The following is a 26,128-nucleotide window of genomic DNA, read 5'->3' as shown; positions in this document are numbered from 1 at the left end:
TATAATTTGTGTTATCATTTGTAATCCATGTACAATAGAATTGTTTCAAAAAATGACAAAGGAGTGTTGAAAATGGCAGTAGAGGTTTATTTAAATTTTAATGGAAATTGTCGAGAGGCAGTTGCGTTTTATGAAGACGTTTTTAATACGGACAAGGCTGAAATTATGACGTTTGGAGAGACACCACAAAATCCAGACTACCCATTACCAGAAGAAGCAAAAGATCTTGTCATGCATACACGACTTATAGTATTCGGTAGTAGAATTATGTTCTCAGATACATTTCCAGGCATGCCATTTTCCACAGGGAACAATGTCACATTAGCTGTTGTATCCGATGATGAAGAGCAAATGCGTCAAGCATTTGATAAGCTTAAAGAAGGTGGTAACGTGAGAATGGAGCTTCAAGAAACATTTTGGAGCAAATGTTACGGCTCACTTACAGATAAATTTGGCGTTGAATGGCAATTTAGCCATGAGGTAAATGAATAAAAATATAGCATGATAAAAGCACGATGATAGGACTAAACCAAGTATCATCGTGCTTTCTTATTTAGTAATTAAAACGATCTACATAGCCTTGTAACTCATCTGCCATATCGAGTAATGTTTTAGCAGAGGTTGCGATTTCCTGCATGGAAGATAATGTTTGTTCCGTTGAAGCGGCAACCTCTTCAGATGCAGCTGCGTTTAGTTTTGCATGGTCTGACAGTTCAATAGCAGTTGCGGATACCTCCTCAACAACGGCAGACATTTCCTGTGCTGAAGCTGATATATCCTCCATTTTTGGAGCAATTTCTCGAAGACTTCCAACGATACTTGTAAATTTCTTTTTCGTATCCTCAGATAGCTGTAATCCTTCTTGAACGTCTGCAGAAGCTTTTGTCATTGTTTGTACAGATTTAGCTGTATCTTGTTGTATACCTGTAATCAGAGTAGAAATTTGCTCTGCTGATTGATGAGATTGCTCCGCTAGTTTACGGACTTCATCGGCTACAACTGCAAAGCCTTTACCGTGTTCACCAGCTCGTGCTGCTTCAATAGCAGCATTCAGAGCAAGAAGGTTTGTTTGGTCTGAAATAGCGCTAATAATTTCTATAATGGAGCCAATTTCTTTTGTACGATCAAATAGCGATTTAATCATCGTATCGGATTGAGTCACAGAATCATGAATGGATACCATTTGATTAACCGTGTGCTCAACAGATTGACTACCTTCTTCCGCTAATTGGATGGCCTGGCTGGATAGGTCTGAAACTTGTAGGGCACTATCAGCTACCTCTACAACACCCTTTGCAATCTCCTCAATAGAAACAGCATTTTGATCGATTCCTGTTGTTTGTTTTTCCGTACTAATTGCTACCTGTTGCATAGCCTCTGTCACTTGCTCAGATGCAGCGATATTTTGCTCAGCATTTGCTGAAAGACCTTGTGCTGAGGTTTGAACATGTTGTGAGCTTTGATCGACATTGCGGATCAGCCTTTTTAAGCTAACTTTCATTGAGACAAATGCTTCAGCAAGCTGTCCTATTTCATCTTTCGTATGAATATCAATATACTCTGTCAAATCACCTTCACTAATTTTCAGAGCACTTTGCTGTAGTTGTTTAATCGGGTTAACAATAGATTTAATCATTGAGAGCATAAAGATAATACCTACTATAATAGAAATACCAATAATGAGTAATGTAATAGTAAAGGTTGAGGTAGCAGCGTTAGTAGCCTCTGCAATGAACATTGTACCGATTATCTTCCAGCCTGTGATTTCATTTGTTTCAAAGCGTAAATGACGGTCACCTTCAGTAATAATACCTTCCTGCTTTTCGTAAACTTTTGAAACATAATCTTCTGTTGCCTCTGTGCCGCTTTCCTTATCTTTTTGAGCAATATATAACTTATTATTATCTAACAGAGAGGCAAAGCCCGTTTCTCCGATACGTGTTTGATCTGTCAGTGCACTTAGAAGAGAGATATTTAAATCTAAGGCAATTACGCCAGAATCATCAGGAAGAGCTTGCATAACTGTCACAACGATGTTATTTGTTGATTTTGAGATATATGGAGAAGTGATGGATACATGCCCTTTATTATCAATGGCTTCTATATACCAAGGACGTTTCCGAGGATCATAATCACTTGCATAGTCATGGGCAGGTTCATCAATGATTCGCCCATCAGCAGTCCCAATATATACTAGTTCCACTTCTGGGTGTGTATTTACATATTCCTGAAAAAGACCTTTTAATTCAGCTTTTTTATCATCTTTTAAATAAGACTGATTTAATTTCTTGGCAAAATATTCGATATCATGAACTCTAGGAGCAATTGTATTGGTGATATTACTATTAAGCATACGCACACTTTCCTTGGCGCTTGCTTGCTGCTCTTCTAGTATTTGATTTTTGGTACTTTTAAAGGAGGTATACCCGATTAAAAGTGCGGGAATGAGAAGTATGACTAAAAATGCAAAGATGAGCTTCTTTCTTAAACTAATTCGTTTCATATAGTATTCCTCCTTAAACGACGTTATTGAAGTTTCATACAACTAACTACGTAATTGGTTTTATTACACTAGTAGTCTCCTAAGTCGTTCAAATGTTTAATCTGATTCTAAGAGGAAAATGAATAATAATCAACACAATTTTCTGAAAAATCCGGAAAATAAAGTTATGCAACGCTATTATTTGTAGAAAAATATTTTATTTTGTAATTTCCTATCTTTTTGGAATAGAAAAAATCTGAGTTCAATACTATCTTGAACTCAGATCTAGCAGTTAAATAATTAATAATTAAAATGATTGACATAACCCTGCAATTCATCCGCCATATCAAGTAGGGTTTTGGCAGACGAAGCCATATCCTGCATAGAAGATAAAGTTTGTTCCGTGGAAGCGGCAACTTCTTCCGTAGCAGCAGCATTTAATTTTGCGTGATCGGAAAGTTCAATAGCGGTCGCTGATACTTCTTCTACAACGGCAGACATTTCTTGAGCAGATGCTGAAATATCCTCCATTTTCGGGGCGATGTTTCGTAAACTTTCAATAATACTCGCGAATTTTCTACTTGTTTCTTCTGTCAATTGTAAGCCCTCTTGAACATCTGTAGATGCTTTGACCATTGTCTCTACAGATTTTGCCGTATCCTGTTGAATAGTAGTAATGAGCGCAGAAATTTGCTCTGCCGATTGATGAGATTGCTCTGCTAATTTGCGTACTTCATCAGCCACTACCGCAAAGCCCTTGCCATGTTCTCCTGCTCTAGCAGCTTCTATAGCAGCATTAAGCGCTAGTAAATTTGTTTGATCTGAAATAGCACTAATCATTTCTAAAATGGAGCCGATTTCTTTCGTGCGATCATAGAGTGCTTTAATCATTGTATCTGATAGCGTTACAGAATTATGGATTGAATTCATTTGCTGTACAGTTTGTTTTACCGATTGTCCACCTTCTTCTGCCAATTGGATAGCATGGCTAGATAGGTCAGAAACCTGCATGGAACTGTCTGCCACTTCAACAACGCCTTTAGCAATTTCTTCAACTGAAATGGCGTTCTGGTCTATACCTGTTGTTTGTTTTTCTGTACTAATTGCCATTTGTTGCATAGCATCAGCAACTTGCTCTGAGGCAGCGATGTTTTGTTCTGCATTAGCAGATAAATTTTGAGCGGCTGCTTGGACATGCTGTGAGCTTTGATCAACATTACGAATTAGTTTTTTTAAGCTCACCTTCATAGAGATAAAGGCTTCTCCAAGCTGCCCAATTTCATCTTTAGAATGGATTTCAATAAACTCCGTTAAATTACCATCACTAATTTTCAATGCACTTTGCTTCAGTTGATTAATTGGGTTAACAATAGACTTTATCATGAAGAGCATAAAAATAACGCCAACGAGAATAGAAACCGCAATGATAATTAAATTAATATTCAATGTGGATGCCGCAGCTTTTGCAGCTTCCGCAGTAAACATGGTGCCAATTACCTTCCAACCTGTTAACTCATTCGTAACAAATTGTAAGTGACGGTCTTTTTCAATAATTGTACCGCTTTCCTGCTCATAAATTTTTGGAATATAGCTTTCTGTAGCCTCTGTACCACTTTCTTTCTCTGGCTGGGCAATATAAATTTTATTGTTATCTAAAAGAGAAGCGAAGCCCGTTTCTCCAATACGTATATTATTCGTAATGTCACTTAATGTAGAAATATTTAGATCTAATCCTAAAACGCCAGAACCATCTGGTAATGCCTGAGTAATTGTAATGACAATGTCACCTGTAGATTGTGTAACATAAGGTGCAGTAATTGAGGTCTTGCCATTATTAGCTAAAGCCTGCTTATACCAAGGCCTTGTCCGAGGGTCGAAGCCATCAGGATACTCTTGAACAGGCTGATCAAATAGTTTGCCATCAGCAGTCCCAATATATATTAGGTCTACTTCAGGGTGCATATTGACATATTCCGTTAATAATGACTTCAGTTTTAAAATGCTATCATCTTGAAAGTAGGTTTCACTAAATTTTTGTGAAAAATATTGTACATCTTTCAATTTAGGTTCAATCATGTTTGTAATATTGGCATTTAGAATGCGCACACTTTCAGTCGCACTTGCGCGTTGTTCCTCTGAAATTTGCTGTTCAGCACTTTGGTAAGATACTATTCCAATCAATAGTGTTGGGATGAGAAGCATGGCTAAAAACGAAAAAATAAGCTTTTTTCTTAAACTTAGTTGTTTCAATTGTATTATCCTCACATAATATTTTATTCTATACTTTTCCCTTAAAGGTAAATAATACTCATTCTATCAGAAATAAAAGAAAAGTTAAGTACTTTGAATTAATTATTTCTTAGTAATGTATATCATTATCAATTATTTGAAATTTCCCTAAATTGATTGCGTTAGAAGCTATATAAAGCCACTTTTTGATGTATACTAAAGCTCAAAAGAGGAGGGTAAAAGTCATGATTCATCAAATTGGACAAGTAATGTTATATGTTAATGATCAAGATACAATTGTGAAGTTTTGGACAGAAAAAGTGGGGTTTGTTGTCATTTCTGAACAGGAAGAGGCAGGCATGCGCTGGATTGAAATTGCACCAACGAAGGAAGCTCAAACATCCTTTGTGCTTCACAACAAAGAAATGATTGCTAAAATGCAACCTGACCTAAATTTAGGCACACCTTCCATAATGTTTTATGCTGATAAAATTGAAGAGATGTACCAAGATTTTCAGGCAAAGGGCGTTAAAGTAGGAGATCTAGTCATGATGCCAATGGGTAGAGTTTTTAACTTTGCTGACCCTGAAAATAACTACTTTGCCTTGGTTGAAAAGAAAATGTAAATAACGGAATCTGCTTGTTTTTTGTTAGTTATGTAAAAAAATGAGCAGATTCCTGTTTTAACTTATTTAATAGCTAGATTTATCGTCTAAGATAAATCCTCACCAAAAATTCCAACCGTTTGTCGATCTATTACAAATTCATGGCCATTCCATTTTAAAATATTTTCTACATAGCCTAATCCATCAGCATGATATCTACCTGCAATTTCTTGATAACCTAAAATTTCATATGTTCCATCTCGGTCGTAATCAACAGGATATAGTCCTCCAAAAGGATCTACCCAGCCTTCAATTGGTTGCTTCAAGGTACCATCTGGGTTATAAATTTCAGCTAAGTAGTCGGTTCCTTTATACTGTAAATCAATTGTGTATTTAATAGCAGGATTAAAACTCTGAACAACAGCCTTATAATGATCTACATAATTGACCTTATATTTAAGTTTATTATTAAAAGACTCTGCATCAAAGATGGAACGAACTTGATTGTTGATGGAGGAAAAAATCTCACCATTTACAATTCCACCGCTACCTCCTGTATCAGACACAACAAGAATATCCTCAACATGATTACCAGTAAAATCGCCCAAAAAAATAGTCGGATTATAGCCCATATTTTGTTTCAATGGAATATGCTCCATTTGTCGTGTTTGCCCATAAAAAATAGTCAGTGTTAGGTTTCTCCAGAAAGGACTATCAGGCTGTTTAGTGCCCATTAAAAAAATGGTTTCAAAAAAACCATCCCCGTTAATATCTCCAAACTTAGTTTGAATAACTTGTGGAGCCGAATGGGTTATGATTCCACCGTTTAGTGGCGAATTTAAATTATTTGTCATATATGCACCTCTTTCATTAGTTTTAGCATATGTTGTAAGAAAAGCTTGGTGCATAATTCAAAGATAAAAAATGAAACTTTGTAATACATATTAAACTTACAAAAAAACTTGAATTTCACCCATTGACATTTTCTAATGCGAAAAGTATTATAAGTGTCAACGAATCAGAAAATTCAGTACCAAATAGTATCTCACTACATGAATGTAGCCAGAGATTTTTTTTCATTATCAATTCTTAGTAAATTTATATGATTTATATATATTGGGAAGAAGGAGATTCATTTGAAGAATTTATTTGTAAAAACAGAGCGACAACGATTTTGGTTAGATCAGCTAGCTGCTATTGCTGAGCCAATCAAAGCACAGGCTGCTGAGGTTGATGAGCAATCTCGTTTTCCGTTCGAAGCACATCGATTACTTTTACAAATTGGCTATCCTCAACTTACTTTACCGAAACAATATGGCGGAGAAGGCTTATCTGTCTATGATATGGTCCTCGTACAAGAGACGCTAGCAAGCTATGACGAAAATGCTTCTCTTTCCCTTGGATGGACATTAGGCGTTGTCGGTGAAATATATGAAACAAAACTATGGACGGATGATCTATTAATAGCTTTTGCTGAAGAAATAAAGAGAGGTGCCATGATTAATAGAGCTGTTAGTGAGGCGGCAACAGGTAGCCCAACGCGAGGAGGGCGGCCAGGGACAAATGCCATTTCTACTAAAGAGGGTTGGCTGATAAATGGGCGCAAGATTTTTACGACTGCTTCTCCTGTGCTCGATTATTTCCTTACCTCTGCTTGGATTGAAGAAAAGCAGCAAGTTGGTTTCTTCCTCATTCATAAGGATTCAGCTGGTCTAACCATTGAGGAGAATTGGGAGATGTCTGCAATGCGAGGCACAAGCAGCCACGATCTTGTGTTAAAGGATGTCCTTGTGGCAACAGAGCATTTAGTAGAGTTACCAAGTCATCCGAGTGGCGGCAAAATAAATGGCTGGATACTCCATATCCCAGCAACTTACTTAGGCATTGCACAAGCAGCTCGTGATTATGCTATTCATTTTGCTAATCACCATCAACCGAATAGCCTGAATGCGCCAATTAGTACGTTGCCAAATGTACAACAGCTTTTAGGGGATATTGAATTAAAGCTCCATCAAGCACGTTTTGTCTTATATGGAGTGGCTGAGGCTTACGATGATCCTGCTAGACGTGGACTAATAACAAATGAAATGGCTGTTGCTAAACATACAGTAACAAACATCGCAATAGATATAGTCGATAAAGCGATGCGTGTGGTGGGGGCAAAAAGCTTGCAGCTATCCAATCCATTACAACGCTATTATCGCAATGTTCGCGCAGGACTTCATAATCCACCGATGGATGATATGACGATTATTAAATTAGCGACTGCCGCTATTGAACAGCAGAAATTATCTGAATAAATTATGTGAAAAATAAGGAGAAATGACATATGAAGAAGAATAAGGTTTTTCAATTTGCTGCAATTGGTTTGGCATCTATAGCATTATTAGCAGGTTGTAATTCAGGAGACTCTGCAGATAAAGATTCAAGTGATGGTGAAAAAGTACGTACAGTAAAGGTAGCTTACGATCAAGCGTCAAAACCCATTAGTTACATCGACGATAATGGAAATCCAACTGGTTATGATGTAGAAGTAATGAAATTAGTAGATGAATTGCTACCTGACTATCAATTTGAGTATGTAGGTACAACAAGTGATGATTTATTAATTGGTGTGGAGCAAGGGAAATATCAAGTAGGGGTTAAAAACGCATTCTTTACTCAGGAACGAACAGAGAAATTTATTTTCCCAAAGGAATTCCTAGGTTTAAGTAGCGCAGGTTTAGTTTTGCGTAAAGAGGATGAAGGCGTGAAAACATTAGCGGATTTTGCGAAAAAGGGCTATTCTTTAGCACCGATTGCTGCAAATAATGCTCAATATACAATTATCGATGAGTATAATACGGCAAATCCAGATAATAAAGTAAAACTTGAGGCCGGTGACGCCTTTACTGTCGATGTAGTGCAGTGGGTAAATGAAGGCCGTGTTGATGGCGGTGTCATGATTGAAGGCCCATTTAAACAACAAGTACTTGCAGAAGATGGACCATATTATAACCTAAAAGATGACGTTGTCTATAACGAATTTGCTGTTATAAAAACATGGCCACTGTTCAATAAAAAAGAGCAGGAATTTGCTGACGCTTATGATAAAGCAATAGCACAGGTTAAAGAACAAAAGAAAACAAATGAATTAAGTACAAAATTCTATGGCCGTGATTTATTTGAAGTACTGGAAAACGTAAATCGTTAGTTTAAAACGGAACGAATAGTAAGGCTGTTGAGTCAGTAATGCTCAGCAGTCTTTATTCATAAAAACAAAAGTTGGTGAGGAAATGGATAAATATTTTGACGCAACCTACATTTGGAACGCAATCCCAGTGTTATTGCCATTTTTAAAAATTACGTTCTTAGTTGCAGGGTCCTCCATTATCTTAGGTACCCTATTCGGCTTATTGCTGGCGGCTGCTAAGCTATCTTCAGTCAAGTGGCTAACTAAATTCGCCAATCTGTATACAACGATTATGCGTTGTACACCCTCCATTGTTTTGTTATTTCTTGTCTACTATGGTGTCCCAGCATTAGCGGAAAATGTTGGTCTTAATCTCCATTCAATTGAAACGGCCATATTTGTTGTCGTAACATTCACCTTACAATTCACGGCAATAATGTCTGAGGTGATACGGTCTGCCTACTTAGCCATTCCAAAAGGGCAGTTTGAAGCAGCCGTTAGTGTCGGGCTAACGCCATTCCAAGCCTACCGTCGAATTATTTTTCCGCAGGCGCTGGTCGTCGCTTTACCGAACTTTGGCAATGGCATGATTGCTTTATTACAGGAAGGTGCACTCGCTTATACAATTGGTCTAATTGATATTGTAGGTAAGGCAAATCTAATTATTGCAAGTAACATCAATGCTCATGCCTTAGAAATTTATATTGCATTGGCTATTATCTATTGGGTGTTATCTATTATTATAGAAAAAATATTTACTATATTAGAAAAGGTATTTGGTAAGGGTAAGAAGACCCTAGAAACAACTTAAGGAGGCGTGAGGGTGAATTATCAATTTTTACTTGAAACATTTTTCGTAGCTTTGTCTGGTGTTCCTATAGCGCTCCTAGTCACAGTTGTTGCTTTGGTGATAGCTTTGCCACTAGGTTTTTTGTTAGCACTAACTAGGATCAATAAAATTCCAGTTATTCATCACCTCGCGAAGATTTATGTTTCTTTTGTTCGAGGAACGCCGATTATTATACAAATTTTTATTATCTATAGCAGTATACCTTTAATGTTAAAAATTATTTTTGAAAAATATCATATTGCGTATGATATTTATAAAATCAATCCAATTTGGTATGCGTTTATTGTATTTGCATTCAGCTCAACAGCCATTTTGATTGAGGTCTTTCGATCGGCGTTAAGTACCATTGAAAAGGGGCAACTAGAGGCTGCACACTCAGTAGGTTTGTCAACATTCCAAGCATATACTCGCATCATCATTCCACAGGCATTAGTAGTGGCATTGCCGAATATTTGCACAGCTACAGTTAATCTTATTAAAGCTACATCGCTAGGCTACGCAATGTCGCTTCCTGAAATTACACTGAAGGCAAAAGTAGCGGCAAACGTTGGCTACAATTATGTAGAGGCTTATTTGGATATCTTTATTGTATATTTAATTTTATGTAGTACGGTTGAATACTTATTTAAGCTTTATGAAAAATATTTAAGCAAATACAAAGCGGCGAATGTCTAAGAGGTGAATAAGCATGTTAGAAATTAAAAATATCCATAAATCATTTGGGGCTAATGAAATTTTAAAAGGTGTCGATTTAGTGATTGATAAAGGGGATGTTGTTGTTATTTTAGGTCCTAGTGGCTCAGGGAAAACAACATTATTGCGCTGTATTAATTTTTTAGAGAAGGCTGATCAAGGACATGGGACATTTGGTGATATTGAAGTTGATTTTCAACATATTAAGAAAAAGGATATACATGCCATTCGTCAGCGTGTCGCATTTGTCTTCCAAAACTATAATCTTTTTACCAATAAAACAGCATTGGAGAATGTGACGGAGGGACTGATTATTGGACGTAAAGTGCCAAAAGTAGAGGCAATTGACATTGGAAAAAAGGCGCTTGATAAAGTAGGATTATCTGAAAAATATGATGCCTATCCAAGTCAGCTATCTGGCGGTCAGCAGCAGCGAGTAGGAATTGCACGTGCTGTCGCATTAAATCCTGATATTATTTTATTTGATGAGCCAACGTCTGCGCTTGACCCTGAGCTAGTAGGTGAGGTTTTGCAGGTTATGAAAAATATTGCAGCAGAGGGTACAACGATGCTTGTGGTCACACATGAAATGAGCTTTGCCAAAGATGTTGCCAATCGTATTATTTTTATGGATGGCGGTGTTGTCGTTGAGGAAGGCAATCCCCATAATATTTTTGTAAACCCAAAAGAGGAGCGTACAAGAAAATTTTTAAAGCGCGTCATTCCAGAGGATTATACATTCTATATTTAATAAACAGCAAAAATCCACTCTCAGTATGATAGCGAGGTGGATTTTTAGTGTTATTGCAGGAAAGGTGTTAATTTATTGATAGAATAAATATACAGCTCATGCATAGCTCGTGTGCAGGCTGTATAAAAATAATAACGCTCCGTTTCCCTTGAATAAGTAGCAGCAGAGGCATTATAGATAATCACAGCATCAAACTCGATTCCTTTTGCCATATAAGCTGGTAGCAGTAAAATACCCTTTTTAAATTGCTTTGTATTATGGGTAATGAGCTGAATATCTACTTGACGATTTAATTGCTTATAGGCAGCGGCACATTCAGCGGCAGTTTTACAAATAACCGCGATCGTGTCGAATTTATGTGATAGGTCATGAATGTTTTGAATAATTTGTGCCGTTAATTCTACTTCATTTGGCACAATTGTAATTGAAGGCTCGGGCCCATTTCGATTTAATGCCTCTACCTCGCTGCCATTATTTAAAATTTTAGCTGTAAGCTGAATAATTTGCTTTGTCGAACGATAGCTTTTCGTTAAAATCATTTTTTCTGCCTGCTCGCCATATAATTGGGAATTAAGCAGAGAAGGATTATCAAAAGTATGGGGATGAATGGTTTGATGCCCGTCACCTAAAATGGTCATGTGCGCCTTTGGAAATAGTTGTTGTAATAATATGAATTGAAATGGTGAATAGTCTTGTGCTTCATCAATCAAAACATGATGAATCATTGTATTGGTTTGCTGTCCTTCAATTTTGTCCTGTAAATATAAAAATGGTGTAGCATCTTCATAAGTAATCGTACGTTTGGCTAAATAGGGAAGCGTTTGCTGACAAATATCCTCCCAATGATCTGGTACAAGATGCTGTAATTTTTGATAAACAGTATTATTCAAATCAAAGAGCTGACGATAAATGCCTAATACATGCACAAATTTTAAGTGTTTAATGGAGTTGCGTAGTGGCTTTAACTGCTTTTTAACAATTTGCTTGGCTAATTTCTTTTGTTCTTGATCAAAGTCATCGAAGGAATTTTCCGTAAAATGCCCTTCGTATAATAGTTCGCTATAAGATTTAGTGTAAGCCTCCGTATCTAATAAATCCGTGGCCTCCTCTACCCATTCCTTTGTCCATTCCGTCTTTTCAAATTTTGTGAGTCTTTGCAATAGCCATTTCTTTACGAGCTGTAGACGATCTGGTATGGAAAGAGAGGAAGGAAATGAATAAAAGTATTCAGCAATTTCCTGTGCCGTAATAATTCGTTCTCCACGAAAAACAATATTTTTAAATAATAAACCTTTGTTAGACAAATAGCTGATATATTCATCCATTAATTGCTTGTAAGCAAGGCTTGCTTTGAAAGTAATACTATTCAGCTTCATTTCATAAAAGGTACTATCCTTTTCCGTTAAAAGCTGTTCAAGCTGCTCATAAGGATATTCCAACTGAAACTGGCGGCCTAAACGCTTTTCGATATACTCTGTAAACGTTAGCTGCTGCATATTATCCTCACCCAAATCAGGTAAAACGGTATGGACATATTGATTAAATAGCTGGTTAGGTGTGATCAGTAGAATTTGATCGGCTGTTATATCATGACGATAACGATACAATAAATAGGCAACTCGTTGAAGGGCAACAGCCGTTTTACCACTACCTGCAACACCCTCTACAATTAGATAGCGTGAACGAAGGTGGCGAATAATTTTATTTTGCTCAGCCTGAATTGTGGCAACGATACTGCGAATATGCTCATTGGCATTTTGTGCAAGAATATCAAGCAATAAATCATCACCAATTGTAAGACCAGTATTAAACATTGAGTGGAGCTCGCCATTTTTAATAATAAACTGTCGTTTTAGTAGCATCTTGCCATGAATTTCTTCCATACTTGTTGTATAGTAAGCATCGCCAGGGGTGTGATCATAATACATACTGGATATAGGCGCTCGCCAGTCATAAATGACGATATTTTCATCCTGTTGATCCAATAATGTAGCAACACCAATATAAATCTTTAAGGGCTCTTGCTGACCATCCTGTAAAAAATCAATACGCGCAAAATAGGGAGATTGCTGTAAACGTTCATACACCTTCATATTTCGGATTGCGCGCTGTTGTGCAAGTTCAGAATCTGATAACAGCTCTACTTGTTGTTTAATTGCCATAAATGTTTCATCCACATCTTCAGCAGTATCTAAATTGACACGAACATCATCCCAAAAGGTTTTCCTAATTGTGCCAGCATTTTCTTTAAAGCCCTTTTCTTTATGCAGGAGTTCCTTTATTTTATGGTCAATGATCGTTAAACAATGTGCAAGATAATGTTTTTCCTCTAGCCAGTCCTTTTGATTTTCCAACGTCTCCTCACATTCCTCTCCATAATCATTTAAGAAATTTATCATACTGCTAGTTACGAAAGAAATATAGACTAATAATTTTTGTAAATTTATGTTATAATAAAGGTACAAAGTAAGAGTGAATTGAATGATAGAGGCTGTTCCATAAATAGTTGGAGCAGTCCTTTTTTATTATGAAGAATGCTCCAATAGTATTCCTGTTTTTAATAAGATTATGATAAGGAGATTGTTTTTGTTGCTTGCTATTAATAAGTATTACCCAATATCCTTTATAAACGCTTATCTTTATTATAAAAGATATATTTGATTTGAAGTTGTATTGGAAAGGAGTAGTGAAGGAGGGCGATAGCATAAAGAAGCTTTTAATTTTATGTAGTGTTTTATTTTTAGGAGGCTGTGCTGGCTTAGCGGATTAGAATATGGATTTAACGGGAGTATATTCACCTCTCCTACTAATATTACAATCGCACCAAAAAGCGAGGATCAAGAGGGTATATGAGAAGAAAATAGGATTCCTGCTAAAGTTATTGAAGTTAATTGGAATGCAGACTACATCATTGCAAAGCAACAACTGTATTCTAAAGGTGAGTTTTATTATTGGGTTTTAAATGTTAATGAGGAATCTGTTGAAGGATCTTTTAATCTTAGCGAATTTCAAGAAAAATCAATAGAGTATGGTATTTCCAATTTAGAGTTAAAGGCTGTAGAAGATATAAGTTGAATTCACATGTTACTGTAAAATGAAGCATTTGACAAAATCTAATTGTGGATGGTTATACCTCCTGCTATTCAATTTACCTCTCTTATCAATTTTAGATTAGGACCAGCTCAAGTTGAATCGCTTAGAATAATTGATAATGATGAATTAGGAACCATGCACAGAACGGTGAAATGTGCATGGTTTTTATATGGAGATAGATGTTATCTTGAGATAATTATAGAGGTCGGTTAATCTATATAAAAATTTCACTGATTACTCATTAATAACGCCTGTATTTGTCGTTTATTTGAATTTAAAATATTTAGCTCCTCTCGATACTTTGTTACGGTTCTCCTCGATATCTTGATTCCTTCATTTTTTAAAATATCAACAATTTTTTGATCTGAATAGGGCGAATTTTTTGGTTCATTTTCTATCGCTTCTTGAATTTTCATTTTTAATAAAACCACGGAATTTGATCGTTTTGTAATATTTGGGATTGGTTTAGGAAATAATTTTTTTAAAGGAAAAACACCGAAATGGACTTGGAAGTATTTGTGTTTTATTGCTCTACTTATTGTAGATTCATGAAATCCTAAAATATCTGACAATTCGGATAATTTTAATGGTTTTAAATAATTTTCGCCATGATGAAAAAAATCTTTTTGAAGGTCAATTAGAGCCTCCATTATTTTGTAAATTGTGACATTCCGTCTTTCGATACCAGCCATTAAGGATTTAAATTCTTTCATATATTCTTGATAATATTCTTTTGCTTCAGTATGTTCTTTAAGTAATTTTATATATTCATTATCCATTTCGATATTTAATTTTGAAAAACTATTGAATGTAATAATTAATTCATTGTGTATAGTTTCTATAAAAATATCAGGTATTTGATGTTCAAGCTTCTTTGCAAAACCAGTGCCTTGGGGTTTTAATGCTAATTTTTTAATATACTTTAATGCGTATTCTATTTCACTTTTGGGAGCACTATATTTTTTTGAAAGATTTGTTAGAGAAGGGTCACTTAATATTTCAAAATCGTTCTCTACTATATTTTTAGCTAAAAAAGGTGCATTACTATCATTTTCCATCTGTAATAATAAAAACTCTTGAATATTTTTACATCCAATTCCTAGAGGTTCAAATGTTTTTAAAATGTTTAATAGATGATGTACTTTTTGTTTAGTTACATTAAATTTATTTGAAATCACGTCTAAATCTATATCTAGGAAATAGTTTTCATCTAGGTTATCTATCAGATATTTTAAAATTTTAATATCAACTGTCGTTAATTTTTGATTTAGAGGGATTTGCTCATATAAATTATTTAACCTTTGTTCATAGATATTTATTTGTTCAAAATTAAAGTGATGATCATTAATAGAATTTTTGTAAGCTGAACTAGGCATATTTAGGGTAGGTGGAATGTTTTTTTGCTGATTAGTATCTTGAGCAGGTTCTGGGAATGCGATTAATGGATTAGATAAAGATTTTTCATATAAAAAATCTTTTAATTCTAGGGAAGATAATTGTAATAAATCTAAAGACTGAATTTGATCTACAGTTAATTTTGTCAACATTTTATTAGTTAAATTTATCCCCATTTTCATTCTATTTCCCTCTTTTCATTGAACATTTTAATTTAAGATATGATTTTAAGTGATAAATTCATTTAAGTAAATATTTTTTCTTTTATAAACATTAAATTGCTCTTTAAAGCTAAAATTTACTATGCATTAATTCACGTTAAAATGATTTTTTGCATATTTTTATTTTCAATTAAGGGGAGATATAGGGATTTATCTATCTAAAAACGATTGGCATATAATTTGCTTATAAAAGTATAGAGAGTTTAAAAAATCTGCAAAAATTAATTTTTGATAACTCTTGTGAATAGAAGGATTTTATTGAAGGGGGATGTAAAATGTTTGATTTATCTGAAAAAAAGGCTATTGTTACAGGTGCTGCAAGAGGATTAGGTTATGCCATGGCAGAGGGATTGTGTGAGGTGGGCGTTGAGGTATGTATTTTAGATATCTCCTCAAATTTAGAAGACGCTGTACAGTCTTTAAGACAAAAGGGTTTTAAGGTACATGGTTTGCAAGCGGATTTATCTAATTTATCAGAACTTAAAACTACCTTTGAAAACGCTTTAAAAAAGATGAACGGAAAAATTGATATTTTAGTTAATAATGCTGGTATACATAAACCTATGCCTGCACTTGAATTACCGGTTAAGGAGTTTAGTAAAATTCTTGATGTTAATGTAACGGTTGTTTTTGAATTAGCACGTTATGCAGCGGAAGAAATGTCTAAATATGGCGAAGGAAAAATTATTAATATTGCATCTGTATTAGCTACACAGGGAGGATTTAATGCTTCTGCATACTCCACTAGTAAAGGAGCAGTAGCTCTTTTAACGAAATCTTTGTCAAATGAGTGGGCTAGTAAAGGGATTAATGTCAATGCAATTGCTCCAGGCTATTTCACAACAGAATTGAATAATCACATTTTAAATGATCCAGAAAGATTGGATTCCTTAGTTAGTCGTATTCCAAAAGGCAGATTTGGAAATCCCGAAGAATTAAAAGGAATCATTCAATTCTTATCATCAAATAAAGCTAGCTATGTTAGTGGAGCAGTGATTCCAATAGATGGTGGATTTTTAGGCAGATAATTATAATAGGGAGGATTTAATTATGACAAAAATTTATTCGGTAACAGGAGAACTACAGTTAACAGATTTAGGTACAACATTAATTCATGAACATTTACTATTACGTTCGGAAGAAGTAACGGCTCAATTCCCACATTTATATGACGAAGCGGATTTATATGATAAGGCTGTAACAGCTTTAAAAGAAGTGAAGCAACGTGGTATTGATACTATTTGTGACCCAACTGTAATGGGAATTGGTCGAGATGTAGATTTTATGAAACGCGTTTCTGAAGAAACAAATGTACAAGTGATTGCGGCAACAGGGGTTTATTCCTTTAATGAAATCCCCCCTCATTTTGCGAATAGAGAGATTGATTATCTCGCACAAGCATTTATTCATGATATTGAAAAAGGAATACAAGGAACAGATATCAAAGCTAGTTTTCTGAAATGTGCTGCAGATGCAAAAGGGATTACAGAAGATCTCGATAAAGTTTTTCGTGCAGTTGCAAGAGCTCATAAGGCAACGGGTGTACCAATTATGACTCATTCTCATCCGGCTTCAAAAAATGGCTTGAATCAAATTCGAATTTTTGAAGAAGAGGGTGTAGATTTTTCAAAAGTGATGATTGGACATTGTGGAGATACGGAAGATCTTGATTATTTACACGAAATTTTAAATAAAGGTGTATTTATCGGTATGGATAGATATAGTCAGGGCCCTCTTTCAATTCCAAAAAGAAATATTACATTGATGAAATTAATTGAACAAGGCTATTCAAATAAAATGTTTTTATCTCAAGATTATTGCTGTAGTATTGATTGGTTTGATGCGGATCATGAGCATTATAAAAATAGTCCAGAATGGTCAATTACGTACCTTACAGATAAACTTATTCCCGCATTATTAGAGAAGGGTGTTTCACAGGGGGATATTGATTTGATGATGAAACATAATGTCATTGATTGGTTTACAGGGCAAAAATAACACAATAAGAAAGTCCTCAATATAAATTTACTTATATTGAAGACTTTCTTAAAAGTTTGAAAATTCGGAAAAAGGAAGTGTTTAACAATGACACAAGTAAAAGAAACTACTATTTCTAATAGAAAAGCGACATGGCTTCCAAAGGCACCAGGAATTTCATGGGCAGCATTAGGGTTTTTATGGGTTATTTTTGCTTTTAATGGGGCGGGTCGTGAATTATTAAATCGTGTTTCACCATTGATCGTCTCAGAATACGGAATTACAGCTTCAACTTGGGGAAATATTGCTTCTCTAATTGCTATCGCCACAGGTTTTTTAGCAATAATTGGAGGTATTTGGTCGGATAAAATTGGACGAGGATGGGCAAGGAAGAAAAGTAATATATGGGTTATTTTAGGTTATACGATTTTCTTACTAGTTATTGGTATTTCATTTATATCTGTTAGTATTGGGCTATTTGTCTTGTTTTATGTTTTACGAAATGCAGCTAGTGGTGTAGGTGAATCAATCGAAGTAGCATCAATGGCAGAGTGGTGGCCAGCAGAATCCCGAGGATTTGCATTAGGTGTTCACCATACAGCATATCCATGGGGAACATTACTTAGTGGCTTCTTGGTAACAGGTATCCTACTTGCTACTAATAATGATTGGAGAATGATTTTTTTAATTCTTCCTCCTCTAGTGATTCCAGTTTTAATTGGCTATTGGTTCTTTGCGACACCCAATCGTTTTAGAAATTATGAAAGAAAAACGATTGAAATGGGCCTTACACCAACTGTAAACGAGGAATATGAAGAAATACAACAAGCGGATAAAAAAGGAGCTTTTAAAGCAATTTTAAAAAATCCAAATGTTATGGTTGTAACGTTTATTTCATTTTTAGCAATGGCTGGCTATATAGGGATTGGTTTCTGGTTAACGCCGTATTTAACATATGTTGCAGAGTTTGATATTGCGAAAGCTGCAACTTATTCTGTAATTTTTACAATTACAGGTGGTATTGGACAAATTGTTTGGGGAAGTTTATCTGATAAATTTGGCCGAAAAGCTAGCTTACTATTTAATTTTGCTTGGTTAACAGTAGGTTTTTTATTACTCCCCTTCACAGCTAATGGTTTACTATGGCTTGTCTTAATCCAATTATTTATTGGTTTATCGACAAATGCAGTATATCCAGTTTTATATGCATATGTTTCTGATTCTGCTAAAAAAGGCTATATGAGTACGGCTTTAGGTATTCAATTAACAGGGCTGTTTTTAGGTGGTCTTTCACCGATGTTTCTTGGATACTTTATTAACCTAGGTGGCGGTTGGGAGAGTCATTCTGGATATCAAGTTGGAATTTATATATTAGCAGGATTTATGGCATTGGCTTTCTTAATGACGCTATTATTTACTCATGAAACGGTGGGGAAAAAACGCGGTAAAGATTTCGCTTTAGTGAGTTACGAGTCTTGTGGTATTGAAAAAAATAAATAATTACAAGGGGGATTTTGATGAGTTTAGTGAAAGGATTTATGCATTCAGGTATTACGGTAAAGGATTTAGATTTATCCTTAAAGTTCTATATTGATATTCTTAAATTAAAGCTTCGTTCTCGACAACTAGCTAATCATGAATATACAAAAAAAATCGTTGATGTACCAAGGCTTACTGCGATAGATATTGCCTTTCTTGAACTTCCTGATGGAAACATTCTAGAACTATTAGAGTATCAAGGGATAGAAAGATATTCGGCGAGTGCACGACCTTGTGATTTTGGTGCAGGGCATATATGTTTGCAAGTATCAGATTTAGACCAATTATATAATGAATTATCTACGCACGGTGTATTATTCAGATCAAAAGAAGTTGTAGAAATTACCCATGGTGTAAATAAAGGAGCAAAAGCTATGTATATATACGATCCTGATGGCTATATTATCGAATTGATGGAAAAATAATTCATTTGGAGGCAGAAGTATGAACATAAATGTGTATATTGAAAAAGTAAATCTTCCTGATCAAGTAGTGGATATAGATGAGATTCCATGGGTTCCAACTTTTGAAGGTAGTGATGAAGTATTTTTTAAACCTATTCGATTTGATTTAACAACGGGACAATGGATTCATTTATCTAAATTTAAGGTAGGGAAAGGTAACGCGCAACATAAACATACTGGAGGAACAGTGCTTGCTTATACAATTCAAGGAAAGTGGCGTTATTTAGAGCGTGATTGGGTGGCAAAGCCGGGAACATTTGTTTATGAGCCTCCAGGAGACGTGCATACACTCGTTGTTGAAGGAGAGGAAGATATGATCACACTATTTTATTTAAGCGGTGTCATTGAATATTATGATGAACAGGGAAATATTATGTTACAAGATGATATTTTTTATAGAATGAAACGTTATCAAGATTTTTGCGCTGCTAATGGTATTGAAATGAAAAATTTAACATTTTAGTTTATTAAGAGAATCTTTCTCATTAAAGAAGGATTCTCTTAGCTATATAAGATGACAAGAAGGTGTTAATTTGTTTGATTTGACAGGGAAAATAGCATTCATATCAGGTGGTTTAGGTGATATTGGGAAGAGTATTGCAGAGGCATTAGCAGATGTAAATGCCAAGGTGATAATAACGGATATTATTTCTAAAAGCAAAGTAAATCTAAACGAAAACTTGAACAAAAAAATATATAACTATCATACTCTCGATATTACAAATTTAGAAATGATAAAAAATGTAGTTGCCCAGTATAAGAAGATTGATATTTTAGTAAATTGTGCGGGTATAAACAGACGTGGGCATTTTTTTGATTTGTCTGAAAAGGATTGGGATGATGTTCTAACTATTAATTTAAAAGGGACTTTTTTATTATCAAAAATCATTGGAGAAAAAATGGTTGAAAACGAATTTGGAAGGATCATTAACATTGGTTCATTAAGTAGCTATATTGGTTTACCAAATATGATGCCATATGTTGCATCAAAAGGCGGTATTACTCAAATGACTAAAGCAATGGCAATGGAGTTAGCACCAAATGTAAATGTGAATGCAATTGCTCCAGGATATTTTGAAACAAATCTAACTAAAAAACTATTTGAAAATAAGGAATGGAAGGGAAAAACTTTAGCAAGGATTCCTTTACAACGAACGGGTTGTCCAGAGGATTTAAAGGGCATTGCTGTATTTTTATCCTCCCCAGCGTCAAATTATGTAACAGGTCAAACCATCTACGTCGATGGTGGTTGGATATCCTCTTAGAATTTCTCTATCTTTCAAACGGAGTATGGCTATGCATATAGTACCTAGAAATCGAAATAAGCAATGTTATAAAAATAAAGTATTAATAAACGTTAATTACAGTGATATACATGCTATCAAATCTTCTAAGAAATATGAGTTTATTGAAGAAAATAAATTTAAAAGGTGAAGAGAATAAAATAGAGAAATCCGAAGTTCATGGTTACATTTCGGGTTTCTCTATTTTTAATTAATGAATTTCCTTTTTATTTATATTATAACGTTGAATTTTCCTTACTAATGTGGATTGATCTAAGCTTAAATGTTCGGCTGCTTCTTTAATACTTCGATATTTTTTTAAATTTTGTATAATCAGCTCTTTTTCAAAGTCTGACACTATTTCTTTTAACGATTTATTTAAATCCTCATTAGATTTATTAAAATGTTGATTTCTATGACTAGATTGGATCAAGGGGAATTCTCGCAGAATATCGTCTGAGGTCACCTGACTACCCTCTGATAATAGTAATAATCTTTCTACTATATTTTGTAGCTCCCGTACATTTCCAGGCCATTTATATTTTTGGAGCATAGTAAGTGCTTCTGTTTTAAAGGATTTATTTAGGCCATATTTAGTATTAAGAATGGATGTAAAATGTAAGATGAGTGGCATAATATCATCTGGACGATCTTTCAGGTCAGGTATTGATATCGGTATGACATTTAATCTATAATACAAATCCTCTCGAAATTCTCCATTATCGACCATCATTTGTAAATCCCGATTAGTCGCAGCAATTATTCGTACATTTATAGTTATTGCTTTTGTTCCGCCTAAACGCATCATTTCGCGCTCTTGAATTACTCTCAATAATTTTACTTGTAGATGCAAAGGCATTTCCCCAATTTCATCCAAGAAAATTGTACCATTATTTGCTAATTCGAATAATCCTTTTTTTCCTTTAGAGCTAGCGCCAGTGAAGGCACCTGCTTCATACCCAAATAATTCTGATTCTAATAATTCAGCAGGGATAGCACCACAATTAATTTTTATTAAAGGGGTATCCTTTCTATAACTATTATTGTGTATTAATTCAACAAATTTCTCCTTCCCAACACCTGAAGACCCTTGTAATAATACTGTTGAATCAATAGAAGAGACTTTCAAAGCTTTGTTAACAAGATTGTTCATTATAGTTGATGTACTGATAATAGAGTGAAATACATTTGATTGTTCTTTTAATAAATTTAATTCCTCATTTATTTTTTTATTTTTCAATTCTAAATTTTTAATATCATTTTCTAATTGATTGAGATAAGTTAGATCTCGAACATTATTAATAACCTTCGAAATATTATTATTTTTATCCTTTATAAGAGCTGCTGAAACAAGCACTGTTTTTCCTGTCGAAATTTTTTGTAGTACAGTTTGTGCGCGTTTTTCCTTTAATGCTTTTAAAGAAGCTGAAACATCTATGACGCCCTCTTTTTCTAAATCGCTCAATTTTCTGCCAATGCATTGTTCAGGAGAAAGTCCTGTAATTTCTTTGTATGAGGGATTTTGAAATAGTATTTTTCCTTTATTGTCTGCAATAACAATGCCATCGAATGAACCATTTATCAATTCATTTAATTCATGTCTTAAAGCATTGGATGTGCCAATTTCATTAATTAAATTCATATATTCTGTTCTGTTCTTTATAAAAATTAATATAGATTCTGTCGTTTTAATGATTTGGATTTCTAAAGCAGGCTCGATTAAACAAAAAAAGTCTGTATCTTGTTGTATTTCGTTTTTTATTATTTCTAAATAATATTCATATTCATGTGAATTATTATGGAAGACTATTCGATTATCATTTTTTATTTCAATTACATCTAAAATATATAACTTTGACGTTATCGAGTTGAGCATATTTATCCCTCCGAAAATGTAAATTTTCATGAAAAATGCGATAATTCATAATTCTGCTTTACAACTACATGTTAAACGCGGCCTATAAAAAAATCAAATAACGTCTTAAGTCTGCTAAAACATGTTATTTCATCTATTTTATTGGATAACAGGGTCTTTTTTAGGATTATTATAGATTTTCTTTTGGCATACTGAGTTTTTGGCATGAAAATTGCTTTATTACTAGTAGAAACCAAAAGGAGGGAATCTTAATGAAGAATTTAATTCAGGATCTTAATCTATCAAAAGATGAATTACATAAAATTCTCTACGATATGATGGAAATTCGACGCTTTGAGGAAACGGTAGAACAATTATTCCAGCAAGGAAAGGTACATGGTACGATGCATCTTTGCATAGGTCAAGAAGCTACCGCTGTTGGAGCGTGTTTTCCACTCACTGATATGGACAAAATCACAAGTAATCATCGAGGACATGGACATAGTTTAGCAAAAGGCATGGAAATGAAGGGCATGTTAGCAGAGCTTTTAGGTAAAGAAACAGGTTATTGCAAGGGTAAAGGCGGCTCCATGCATATTGCAGATCTAAATGTTGGCAATTTAGGTGCAAATGGCATTGTCGCAGCAGGATTACCTTTAGGAGTTGGGGCTGCTTTAACATCTAAAATGAAAAATTTGGGCTATGTTGTACTATGCTTCTTTGGCGATGGTGCAACGAATGAAGGTGCTTTTCATGAAGCGCTGAATTTAGCGGCTGTTTGGAATTTACCTATTGTTTTCTTCTGTGAAAATAATCTATATGCTATGAGCTCTTCCATTAAGGAAATGGCCAAAGTGGACAATATTTCAACGAGAGCGATTGCATATGGGTTTGAGGGGATTACGATTAATGGAAATAATGTGCTGGAAATTATTGATACAACTACTAAAGCGGTAATAAAAGCAAAAAATGGAGAAGGTCCTACGTTAATTGAAGCACAAACCTATCGTTGGAGAGGGCATTCCAAAAGTGATGCGCGGAAATATCGAACACGGGAGGAAGAAAAAACGTGGCGCAAAGAATGTGATCCTATTGCTTTATTCGTTGAACAATTAATAGCTGAAAATTTACTAACGGATATTGAATTAAAAATACTAGAAGAAAAATTAGAAGATGAGTTAAAGCAGGCAATTCAATTTGCTGAAGAGAGTCCAGAACCGGGAATTGAAACTTTAACTACGGATATTTTTGCTTAGGGGGAAAAGAAATGAGAGAAATAACTTATTCTGAAGCAATTCGTGAAGCTATGATTCAAGCGATGAATAAAGACGAGGATGTCTTTATTTTAGGCGAAGATATAGGAATATATGGCGGTGCATTTGGTGTTACAAACGGAATGATTGAAATCTTTGGTCCTGAACGAGTTAGAAATACACCTATTTCTGAAGCGGCTATTAGTGGAGCGGCTGTTGGAGCTGCTTTAACAGGAATGAAGCCCATTTTGGAAATTCAATTTTCAGATTTCATTATGATTGCCTTGGATAATATTGTGAACCAAGCTGCTAAAACAAGATATATGTTTGGTGGAAAAGGAAAGGTACCACTTGTTATTCGATTACCGGGTGGTTCAGGAGCAGGATTTGCCGCACAGCATTCTCAAAGTTTAGAGGCATGGATGGCTCATGTGCCAGGTTTAAAAGTTGTACAGCCATCGAATGCCTATGATGCGAAGGGGTTAATGCGGGCGGCATTGAATGACGATAATACGGTTTTATTTTATGAGCATAAATTATTATATCAAACAAAATGCCGTGTTCCTGAGGAAGAATACGAAGTGCCTCTAGGTGTTGCAGATATTAAAAAAACAGGGAAAGATATTACAATTGTTGCTACTGGTGTTATGGTAAACCGCGCTTTAGAGGCTGCTGAAATATTACAGAAAGAACATATAGACGTTGAGATTATTGATCCACGTACGCTTGTACCATTAGATATTGATACCATTTTAAAATCTGTAGAAAAAACTAGTCGAGTATTAGTTGTCTATGAAGCTGTAAAAAGAGGCGGATATGGTGCAGAAATCGTTTCTCAAATTGTTGAGAATGATACATTTGGCTATTTAGATGCACCTATTTCAAGGCTGGGAGGAATTGAAACGCCTATGCCTTATAACCCTACATTAGAAAAAGCGGCTGTACCTCAAGTAAATAATATTGTTGAAGAATGTCGTAAATTAATGAATTATTGAGGTGAAAATTAAATGGCAAAAATAATTGAAATGCCTAAGCTTGGGGCTACTATGGAAAAAGGCACTTTAATCAAATGGCTAGTTAATGTGGGTGATTTTGTAGAAAACGGTGACCCTATTGCAGAAGTACAAACAGAGAAAATAGTTCAAGAAATAGAGGTTGATTCGGATGGGTATCTTCTTTCTCAATTAATTAATGAGGGAGAGGAAATTCCTGTATTTACACCTATCGCTCACTTAGGGGCAAAAAATGAACAGGTAGCTCTTCATGAATCGACAAATCAACCACAAGCTGTGTTAAATCAAAAAATTAAAAGAACACCTGCTGCAAGAAGGCTTGCACAAGATAATGCTGTTGATCTGAATAAGGTGAATGGTACTGGTAGAAATGGTTTAATCGTAAAAAAAGATGTTGAAGCCCAACTTGCTAAACAGCTTAATGTTACACCTTTGGCACAAAAAATAATTGATGCAAAAAAAATAGATATGTCAGAGTTGGAAAATTCAACGACTGGAAAGATAAGAAAAGCAGATGTGTTAAATCTCATTCATGATGAAACACCTGCTTATGCTGAAGAATATATTGGCAAAAAACTTGAGGGTATGCGAAAAGTTATCGCTGATAATATTTCACAAAGCTTCTATAGTGCACCGCATGTTACGATGCATGTTGAGGTAAATGTTGATCCTTTAATAAATTTAAGAAATCAATTACTGCCAATAATTGAGCAAGATTTGTCACTGAGAATTTCCTATACAGAATTGTTTATTAAAGCAACAGAGAAGGCTTTAATAAAGCATCCAACATTAAACCAAACAATCGTAAATGATGAAATTCTTGCTCATAAAGATATTTCTATCGGTTTAGCTGTTGCCCTAGATGATGGATTAGTAGTACCTGTAATTCATAAGGTCAATAATCTTACAGTGAAAGAATTAACGAAAACAGTGAAAAAAATAGCTAAATCCGCGAGAGAAGGAAAGCTATCACCAGATTATTATCAAGGTAGTACATTTACTATTAGTAATTTAGGAATGTATGAGGTAGATGGCTTTACACCGATTATTAATCAACCTAATACAGCAATACTAGGGATTGGTAGAATGACTAAAAAGCCAGTAGTAATAGATGATGAAATTTCTATCGGAACGACACAAAACATTAGTTTATCGTTTGACCATCGAGTGATTGATGGAGCACCAGCAGCAGCCTTTTTAACGGATTTAAAATATATTCTTGAACATCCGTTAGAAGCTCTATTGTGAGGTGA

At 34.7% G+C, this 26,128-nt stretch carries 22 protein-coding genes; 16 read left to right on the top strand and 6 right to left on the bottom strand.

Annotated features, from left to right (window positions below):
• Nucleotides 1–72 precede the first annotated feature (72 nt).
• A complete protein-coding gene (locus tag MHB39_RS23125; RefSeq protein WP_016992246.1) occupies nucleotides 73–492 on the top strand; it encodes a VOC family protein in 420 nt (139 codons plus the stop codon).
• Nucleotides 493–553: 61 nt separating this feature from the next.
• On the opposite strand, the gene MHB39_RS23120 is transcribed toward MHB39_RS23125, so the two are convergent.
• Nucleotides 554–2,503, bottom strand: coding sequence for a methyl-accepting chemotaxis protein (locus MHB39_RS23120; protein WP_342545494.1), 1,950 nt, complete (start codon nucleotides 2,501–2,503; stop codon nucleotides 554–556).
• Between the two features lie 279 nt (nucleotides 2,504–2,782).
• A complete protein-coding gene (locus tag MHB39_RS23115; RefSeq protein WP_342545493.1) occupies nucleotides 2,783–4,732 on the bottom strand; it encodes a methyl-accepting chemotaxis protein in 1,950 nt (649 codons plus the stop codon).
• Between the two features lie 224 nt (nucleotides 4,733–4,956).
• Between MHB39_RS23115 and MHB39_RS23110 the strand changes: the two genes are divergently transcribed.
• A complete protein-coding gene (locus MHB39_RS23110; RefSeq protein ID WP_036077832.1) occupies nucleotides 4,957–5,337 on the top strand; it encodes a VOC family protein in 381 nt (126 codons plus the stop codon).
• 86 nt (nucleotides 5,338–5,423) lie between these two features.
• Here MHB39_RS23110 and MHB39_RS23105 read toward each other — a convergent pair whose 3' ends face one another.
• Nucleotides 5,424–6,170, bottom strand: a complete 747-nt coding sequence (locus tag MHB39_RS23105) for a hypothetical protein (RefSeq protein WP_342545492.1) — start codon at nucleotides 6,168–6,170, stop codon at nucleotides 5,424–5,426.
• 282 nt (nucleotides 6,171–6,452) lie between these two features.
• On the opposite strand from MHB39_RS23105, the gene MHB39_RS23100 reads away from it, so the two are divergent.
• From MHB39_RS23100 to MHB39_RS23080, 5 genes are all read left to right on the top strand, one after another.
• Nucleotides 6,453–7,616: an acyl-CoA dehydrogenase family protein gene (locus MHB39_RS23100; protein WP_342545490.1), complete on the top strand. Its 1,164-nt coding sequence runs from the start codon at nucleotides 6,453–6,455 to the stop codon at nucleotides 7,614–7,616.
• A 29-nt stretch (nucleotides 7,617–7,645) separates the two neighbouring features.
• Complete coding sequence (locus MHB39_RS23095) at nucleotides 7,646–8,509, top strand: transporter substrate-binding domain-containing protein (RefSeq protein WP_016992241.1); 864 nt, start codon at nucleotides 7,646–7,648, stop codon at nucleotides 8,507–8,509.
• Between the two features lie 82 nt (nucleotides 8,510–8,591).
• On the top strand, nucleotides 8,592–9,299 hold the full coding sequence (locus MHB39_RS23090) for an amino acid ABC transporter permease (RefSeq protein ID WP_048395479.1): 708 nt from the start codon (nucleotides 8,592–8,594) through the stop codon (nucleotides 9,297–9,299).
• Nucleotides 9,300–9,311: 12 nt separating this feature from the next.
• Entirely contained in the window at nucleotides 9,312–10,013 is a 702-nt protein-coding gene (locus tag MHB39_RS23085) for an amino acid ABC transporter permease (RefSeq protein WP_342545489.1), read from the top strand.
• Between the two features lie 13 nt (nucleotides 10,014–10,026).
• On the top strand, nucleotides 10,027–10,782 hold the full coding sequence (locus MHB39_RS23080) for an amino acid ABC transporter ATP-binding protein (RefSeq protein WP_342545487.1): 756 nt from the start codon (nucleotides 10,027–10,029) through the stop codon (nucleotides 10,780–10,782).
• A 50-nt stretch (nucleotides 10,783–10,832) separates the two neighbouring features.
• On the opposite strand, the gene helD is transcribed toward MHB39_RS23080, so the two are convergent.
• Nucleotides 10,833–13,136 (bottom strand): RNA polymerase recycling motor HelD, encoded by a 2,304-nt coding sequence (gene helD / locus MHB39_RS23075; protein ID WP_342545486.1) that lies wholly within the window; start codon nucleotides 13,134–13,136, stop codon nucleotides 10,833–10,835.
• Between the two features lie 966 nt (nucleotides 13,137–14,102).
• On the bottom strand, nucleotides 14,103–15,452 hold the full coding sequence (gene rpoN, locus MHB39_RS23070; protein ID WP_342545485.1) for an RNA polymerase factor sigma-54: 1,350 nt from the start codon (nucleotides 15,450–15,452) through the stop codon (nucleotides 14,103–14,105).
• A gap of 314 nt (nucleotides 15,453–15,766) precedes the next feature.
• On the opposite strand from rpoN, the gene MHB39_RS23065 reads away from it, so the two are divergent.
• The 6 genes from MHB39_RS23065 (at nucleotide 15,767) to MHB39_RS23040 (ending at nucleotide 20,736) form a co-directional block, all read left to right on the top strand.
• On the top strand, nucleotides 15,767–16,519 hold the full coding sequence (locus MHB39_RS23065; protein WP_342545484.1) for an SDR family oxidoreductase: 753 nt from the start codon (nucleotides 15,767–15,769) through the stop codon (nucleotides 16,517–16,519).
• Nucleotides 16,520–16,541: 22 nt separating this feature from the next.
• A complete protein-coding gene (locus MHB39_RS23060) occupies nucleotides 16,542–17,489 on the top strand; it encodes a phosphotriesterase (protein WP_342545483.1) in 948 nt (315 codons plus the stop codon).
• A gap of 87 nt (nucleotides 17,490–17,576) precedes the next feature.
• The gene (locus tag MHB39_RS23055) at nucleotides 17,577–18,968 is read left to right on the top strand and encodes an MFS transporter (RefSeq protein WP_342545482.1); all 1,392 of its coding nucleotides are present in this window, start codon (nucleotides 17,577–17,579) and stop codon (nucleotides 18,966–18,968) included.
• A 17-nt stretch (nucleotides 18,969–18,985) separates the two neighbouring features.
• Complete coding sequence (locus tag MHB39_RS23050; protein WP_342545481.1) at nucleotides 18,986–19,432, top strand: VOC family protein; 447 nt, start codon at nucleotides 18,986–18,988, stop codon at nucleotides 19,430–19,432.
• A 19-nt stretch (nucleotides 19,433–19,451) separates the two neighbouring features.
• Nucleotides 19,452–19,934 (top strand): 2,4'-dihydroxyacetophenone dioxygenase family protein, encoded by a 483-nt coding sequence (locus MHB39_RS23045; protein ID WP_342545480.1) that lies wholly within the window; start codon nucleotides 19,452–19,454, stop codon nucleotides 19,932–19,934.
• Between the two features lie 70 nt (nucleotides 19,935–20,004).
• Complete coding sequence (locus MHB39_RS23040; protein ID WP_342545479.1) at nucleotides 20,005–20,736, top strand: SDR family oxidoreductase; 732 nt, start codon at nucleotides 20,005–20,007, stop codon at nucleotides 20,734–20,736.
• 229 nt (nucleotides 20,737–20,965) lie between these two features.
• Here the strand turns inward: MHB39_RS23040 and MHB39_RS23035 are convergent, their stop codons facing one another.
• On the bottom strand, nucleotides 20,966–22,630 hold the full coding sequence (locus MHB39_RS23035; protein WP_342545478.1) for a sigma 54-interacting transcriptional regulator: 1,665 nt from the start codon (nucleotides 22,628–22,630) through the stop codon (nucleotides 20,966–20,968).
• Nucleotides 22,631–22,881: 251 nt separating this feature from the next.
• On the opposite strand from MHB39_RS23035, the gene MHB39_RS23030 reads away from it, so the two are divergent.
• The 3 genes from MHB39_RS23030 to MHB39_RS23020 are packed head-to-tail and all read left to right on the top strand — an operon-like array spanning nucleotide 22,882 to nucleotide 26,123.
• A complete protein-coding gene (locus tag MHB39_RS23030) occupies nucleotides 22,882–23,865 on the top strand; it encodes a thiamine pyrophosphate-dependent dehydrogenase E1 component subunit alpha (RefSeq protein ID WP_342545477.1) in 984 nt (327 codons plus the stop codon).
• An 11-nt stretch (nucleotides 23,866–23,876) separates the two neighbouring features.
• Nucleotides 23,877–24,857 carry an alpha-ketoacid dehydrogenase subunit beta gene (locus tag MHB39_RS23025; protein ID WP_342545474.1) on the top strand — a complete coding sequence of 327 codons (981 nt, stop codon included), beginning with the start codon at nucleotides 23,877–23,879 and terminating at the stop codon, nucleotides 24,855–24,857.
• 12 nt (nucleotides 24,858–24,869) lie between these two features.
• Nucleotides 24,870–26,123, top strand: coding sequence for a dihydrolipoamide acetyltransferase family protein (locus MHB39_RS23020; RefSeq protein ID WP_342545473.1), 1,254 nt, complete (start codon nucleotides 24,870–24,872; stop codon nucleotides 26,121–26,123).
• The last annotated feature ends 5 nt before the right edge of the window (nucleotides 26,124–26,128 follow it).

Origin of the sequence: Lysinibacillus sp. FSL K6-4013 (assembly GCF_038630435.1) — a bacterium.
GTDB classification, from domain to species: Bacteria; Bacillota; Bacilli; order Bacillales_A; family Planococcaceae; genus Lysinibacillus; species Lysinibacillus boronitolerans.
The sequence above is the reverse complement of the archived record's forward strand: the minus strand, read 5'-3'. Positions and strand labels throughout refer to the sequence as shown.

Excerpts from the sequence above, each read along its gene's own strand:
- MHB39_RS23125 (WP_016992246.1), top strand. The coding sequence starts at position 73 with ATGGCAGTAGAGGTTTATTTAAATTTTAATGGAAATTGTCGAGAGGCA.
- MHB39_RS23120 (WP_342545494.1), bottom strand. The coding sequence starts at position 2,503 with ATGAAACGAATTAGTTTAAGAAAGAAGCTCATCTTTGCATTTTTAGTC.
- MHB39_RS23110 (WP_036077832.1), top strand. The coding sequence starts at position 4,957 with ATGATTCATCAAATTGGACAAGTAATGTTATATGTTAATGATCAAGAT.
- MHB39_RS23105 (WP_342545492.1), bottom strand. The coding sequence starts at position 6,170 with ATGACAAATAATTTAAATTCGCCACTAAACGGTGGAATCATAACCCAT.
- MHB39_RS23095 (WP_016992241.1), top strand. The coding sequence starts at position 7,646 with ATGAAGAAGAATAAGGTTTTTCAATTTGCTGCAATTGGTTTGGCATCT.
- MHB39_RS23090 (WP_048395479.1), top strand. The coding sequence starts at position 8,592 with ATGGATAAATATTTTGACGCAACCTACATTTGGAACGCAATCCCAGTG.
- MHB39_RS23080 (WP_342545487.1), top strand. The coding sequence starts at position 10,027 with ATGTTAGAAATTAAAAATATCCATAAATCATTTGGGGCTAATGAAATT.
- rpoN (WP_342545485.1), bottom strand. The coding sequence starts at position 15,452 with ATGAAAATGGGGATAAATTTAACTAATAAAATGTTGACAAAATTAACT.
- MHB39_RS23065 (WP_342545484.1), top strand. The coding sequence starts at position 15,767 with ATGTTTGATTTATCTGAAAAAAAGGCTATTGTTACAGGTGCTGCAAGA.
- MHB39_RS23060 (WP_342545483.1), top strand. The coding sequence starts at position 16,542 with ATGACAAAAATTTATTCGGTAACAGGAGAACTACAGTTAACAGATTTA.
- MHB39_RS23055 (WP_342545482.1), top strand. The coding sequence starts at position 17,577 with ATGACACAAGTAAAAGAAACTACTATTTCTAATAGAAAAGCGACATGG.
- MHB39_RS23050 (WP_342545481.1), top strand. The coding sequence starts at position 18,986 with ATGAGTTTAGTGAAAGGATTTATGCATTCAGGTATTACGGTAAAGGAT.
- MHB39_RS23045 (WP_342545480.1), top strand. The coding sequence starts at position 19,452 with ATGAACATAAATGTGTATATTGAAAAAGTAAATCTTCCTGATCAAGTA.
- MHB39_RS23035 (WP_342545478.1), bottom strand. The coding sequence starts at position 22,630 with ATGCTCAACTCGATAACGTCAAAGTTATATATTTTAGATGTAATTGAA.
- MHB39_RS23030 (WP_342545477.1), top strand. The coding sequence starts at position 22,882 with ATGAAGAATTTAATTCAGGATCTTAATCTATCAAAAGATGAATTACAT.
- MHB39_RS23025 (WP_342545474.1), top strand. The coding sequence starts at position 23,877 with ATGAGAGAAATAACTTATTCTGAAGCAATTCGTGAAGCTATGATTCAA.
- MHB39_RS23020 (WP_342545473.1), top strand. The coding sequence starts at position 24,870 with ATGGCAAAAATAATTGAAATGCCTAAGCTTGGGGCTACTATGGAAAAA.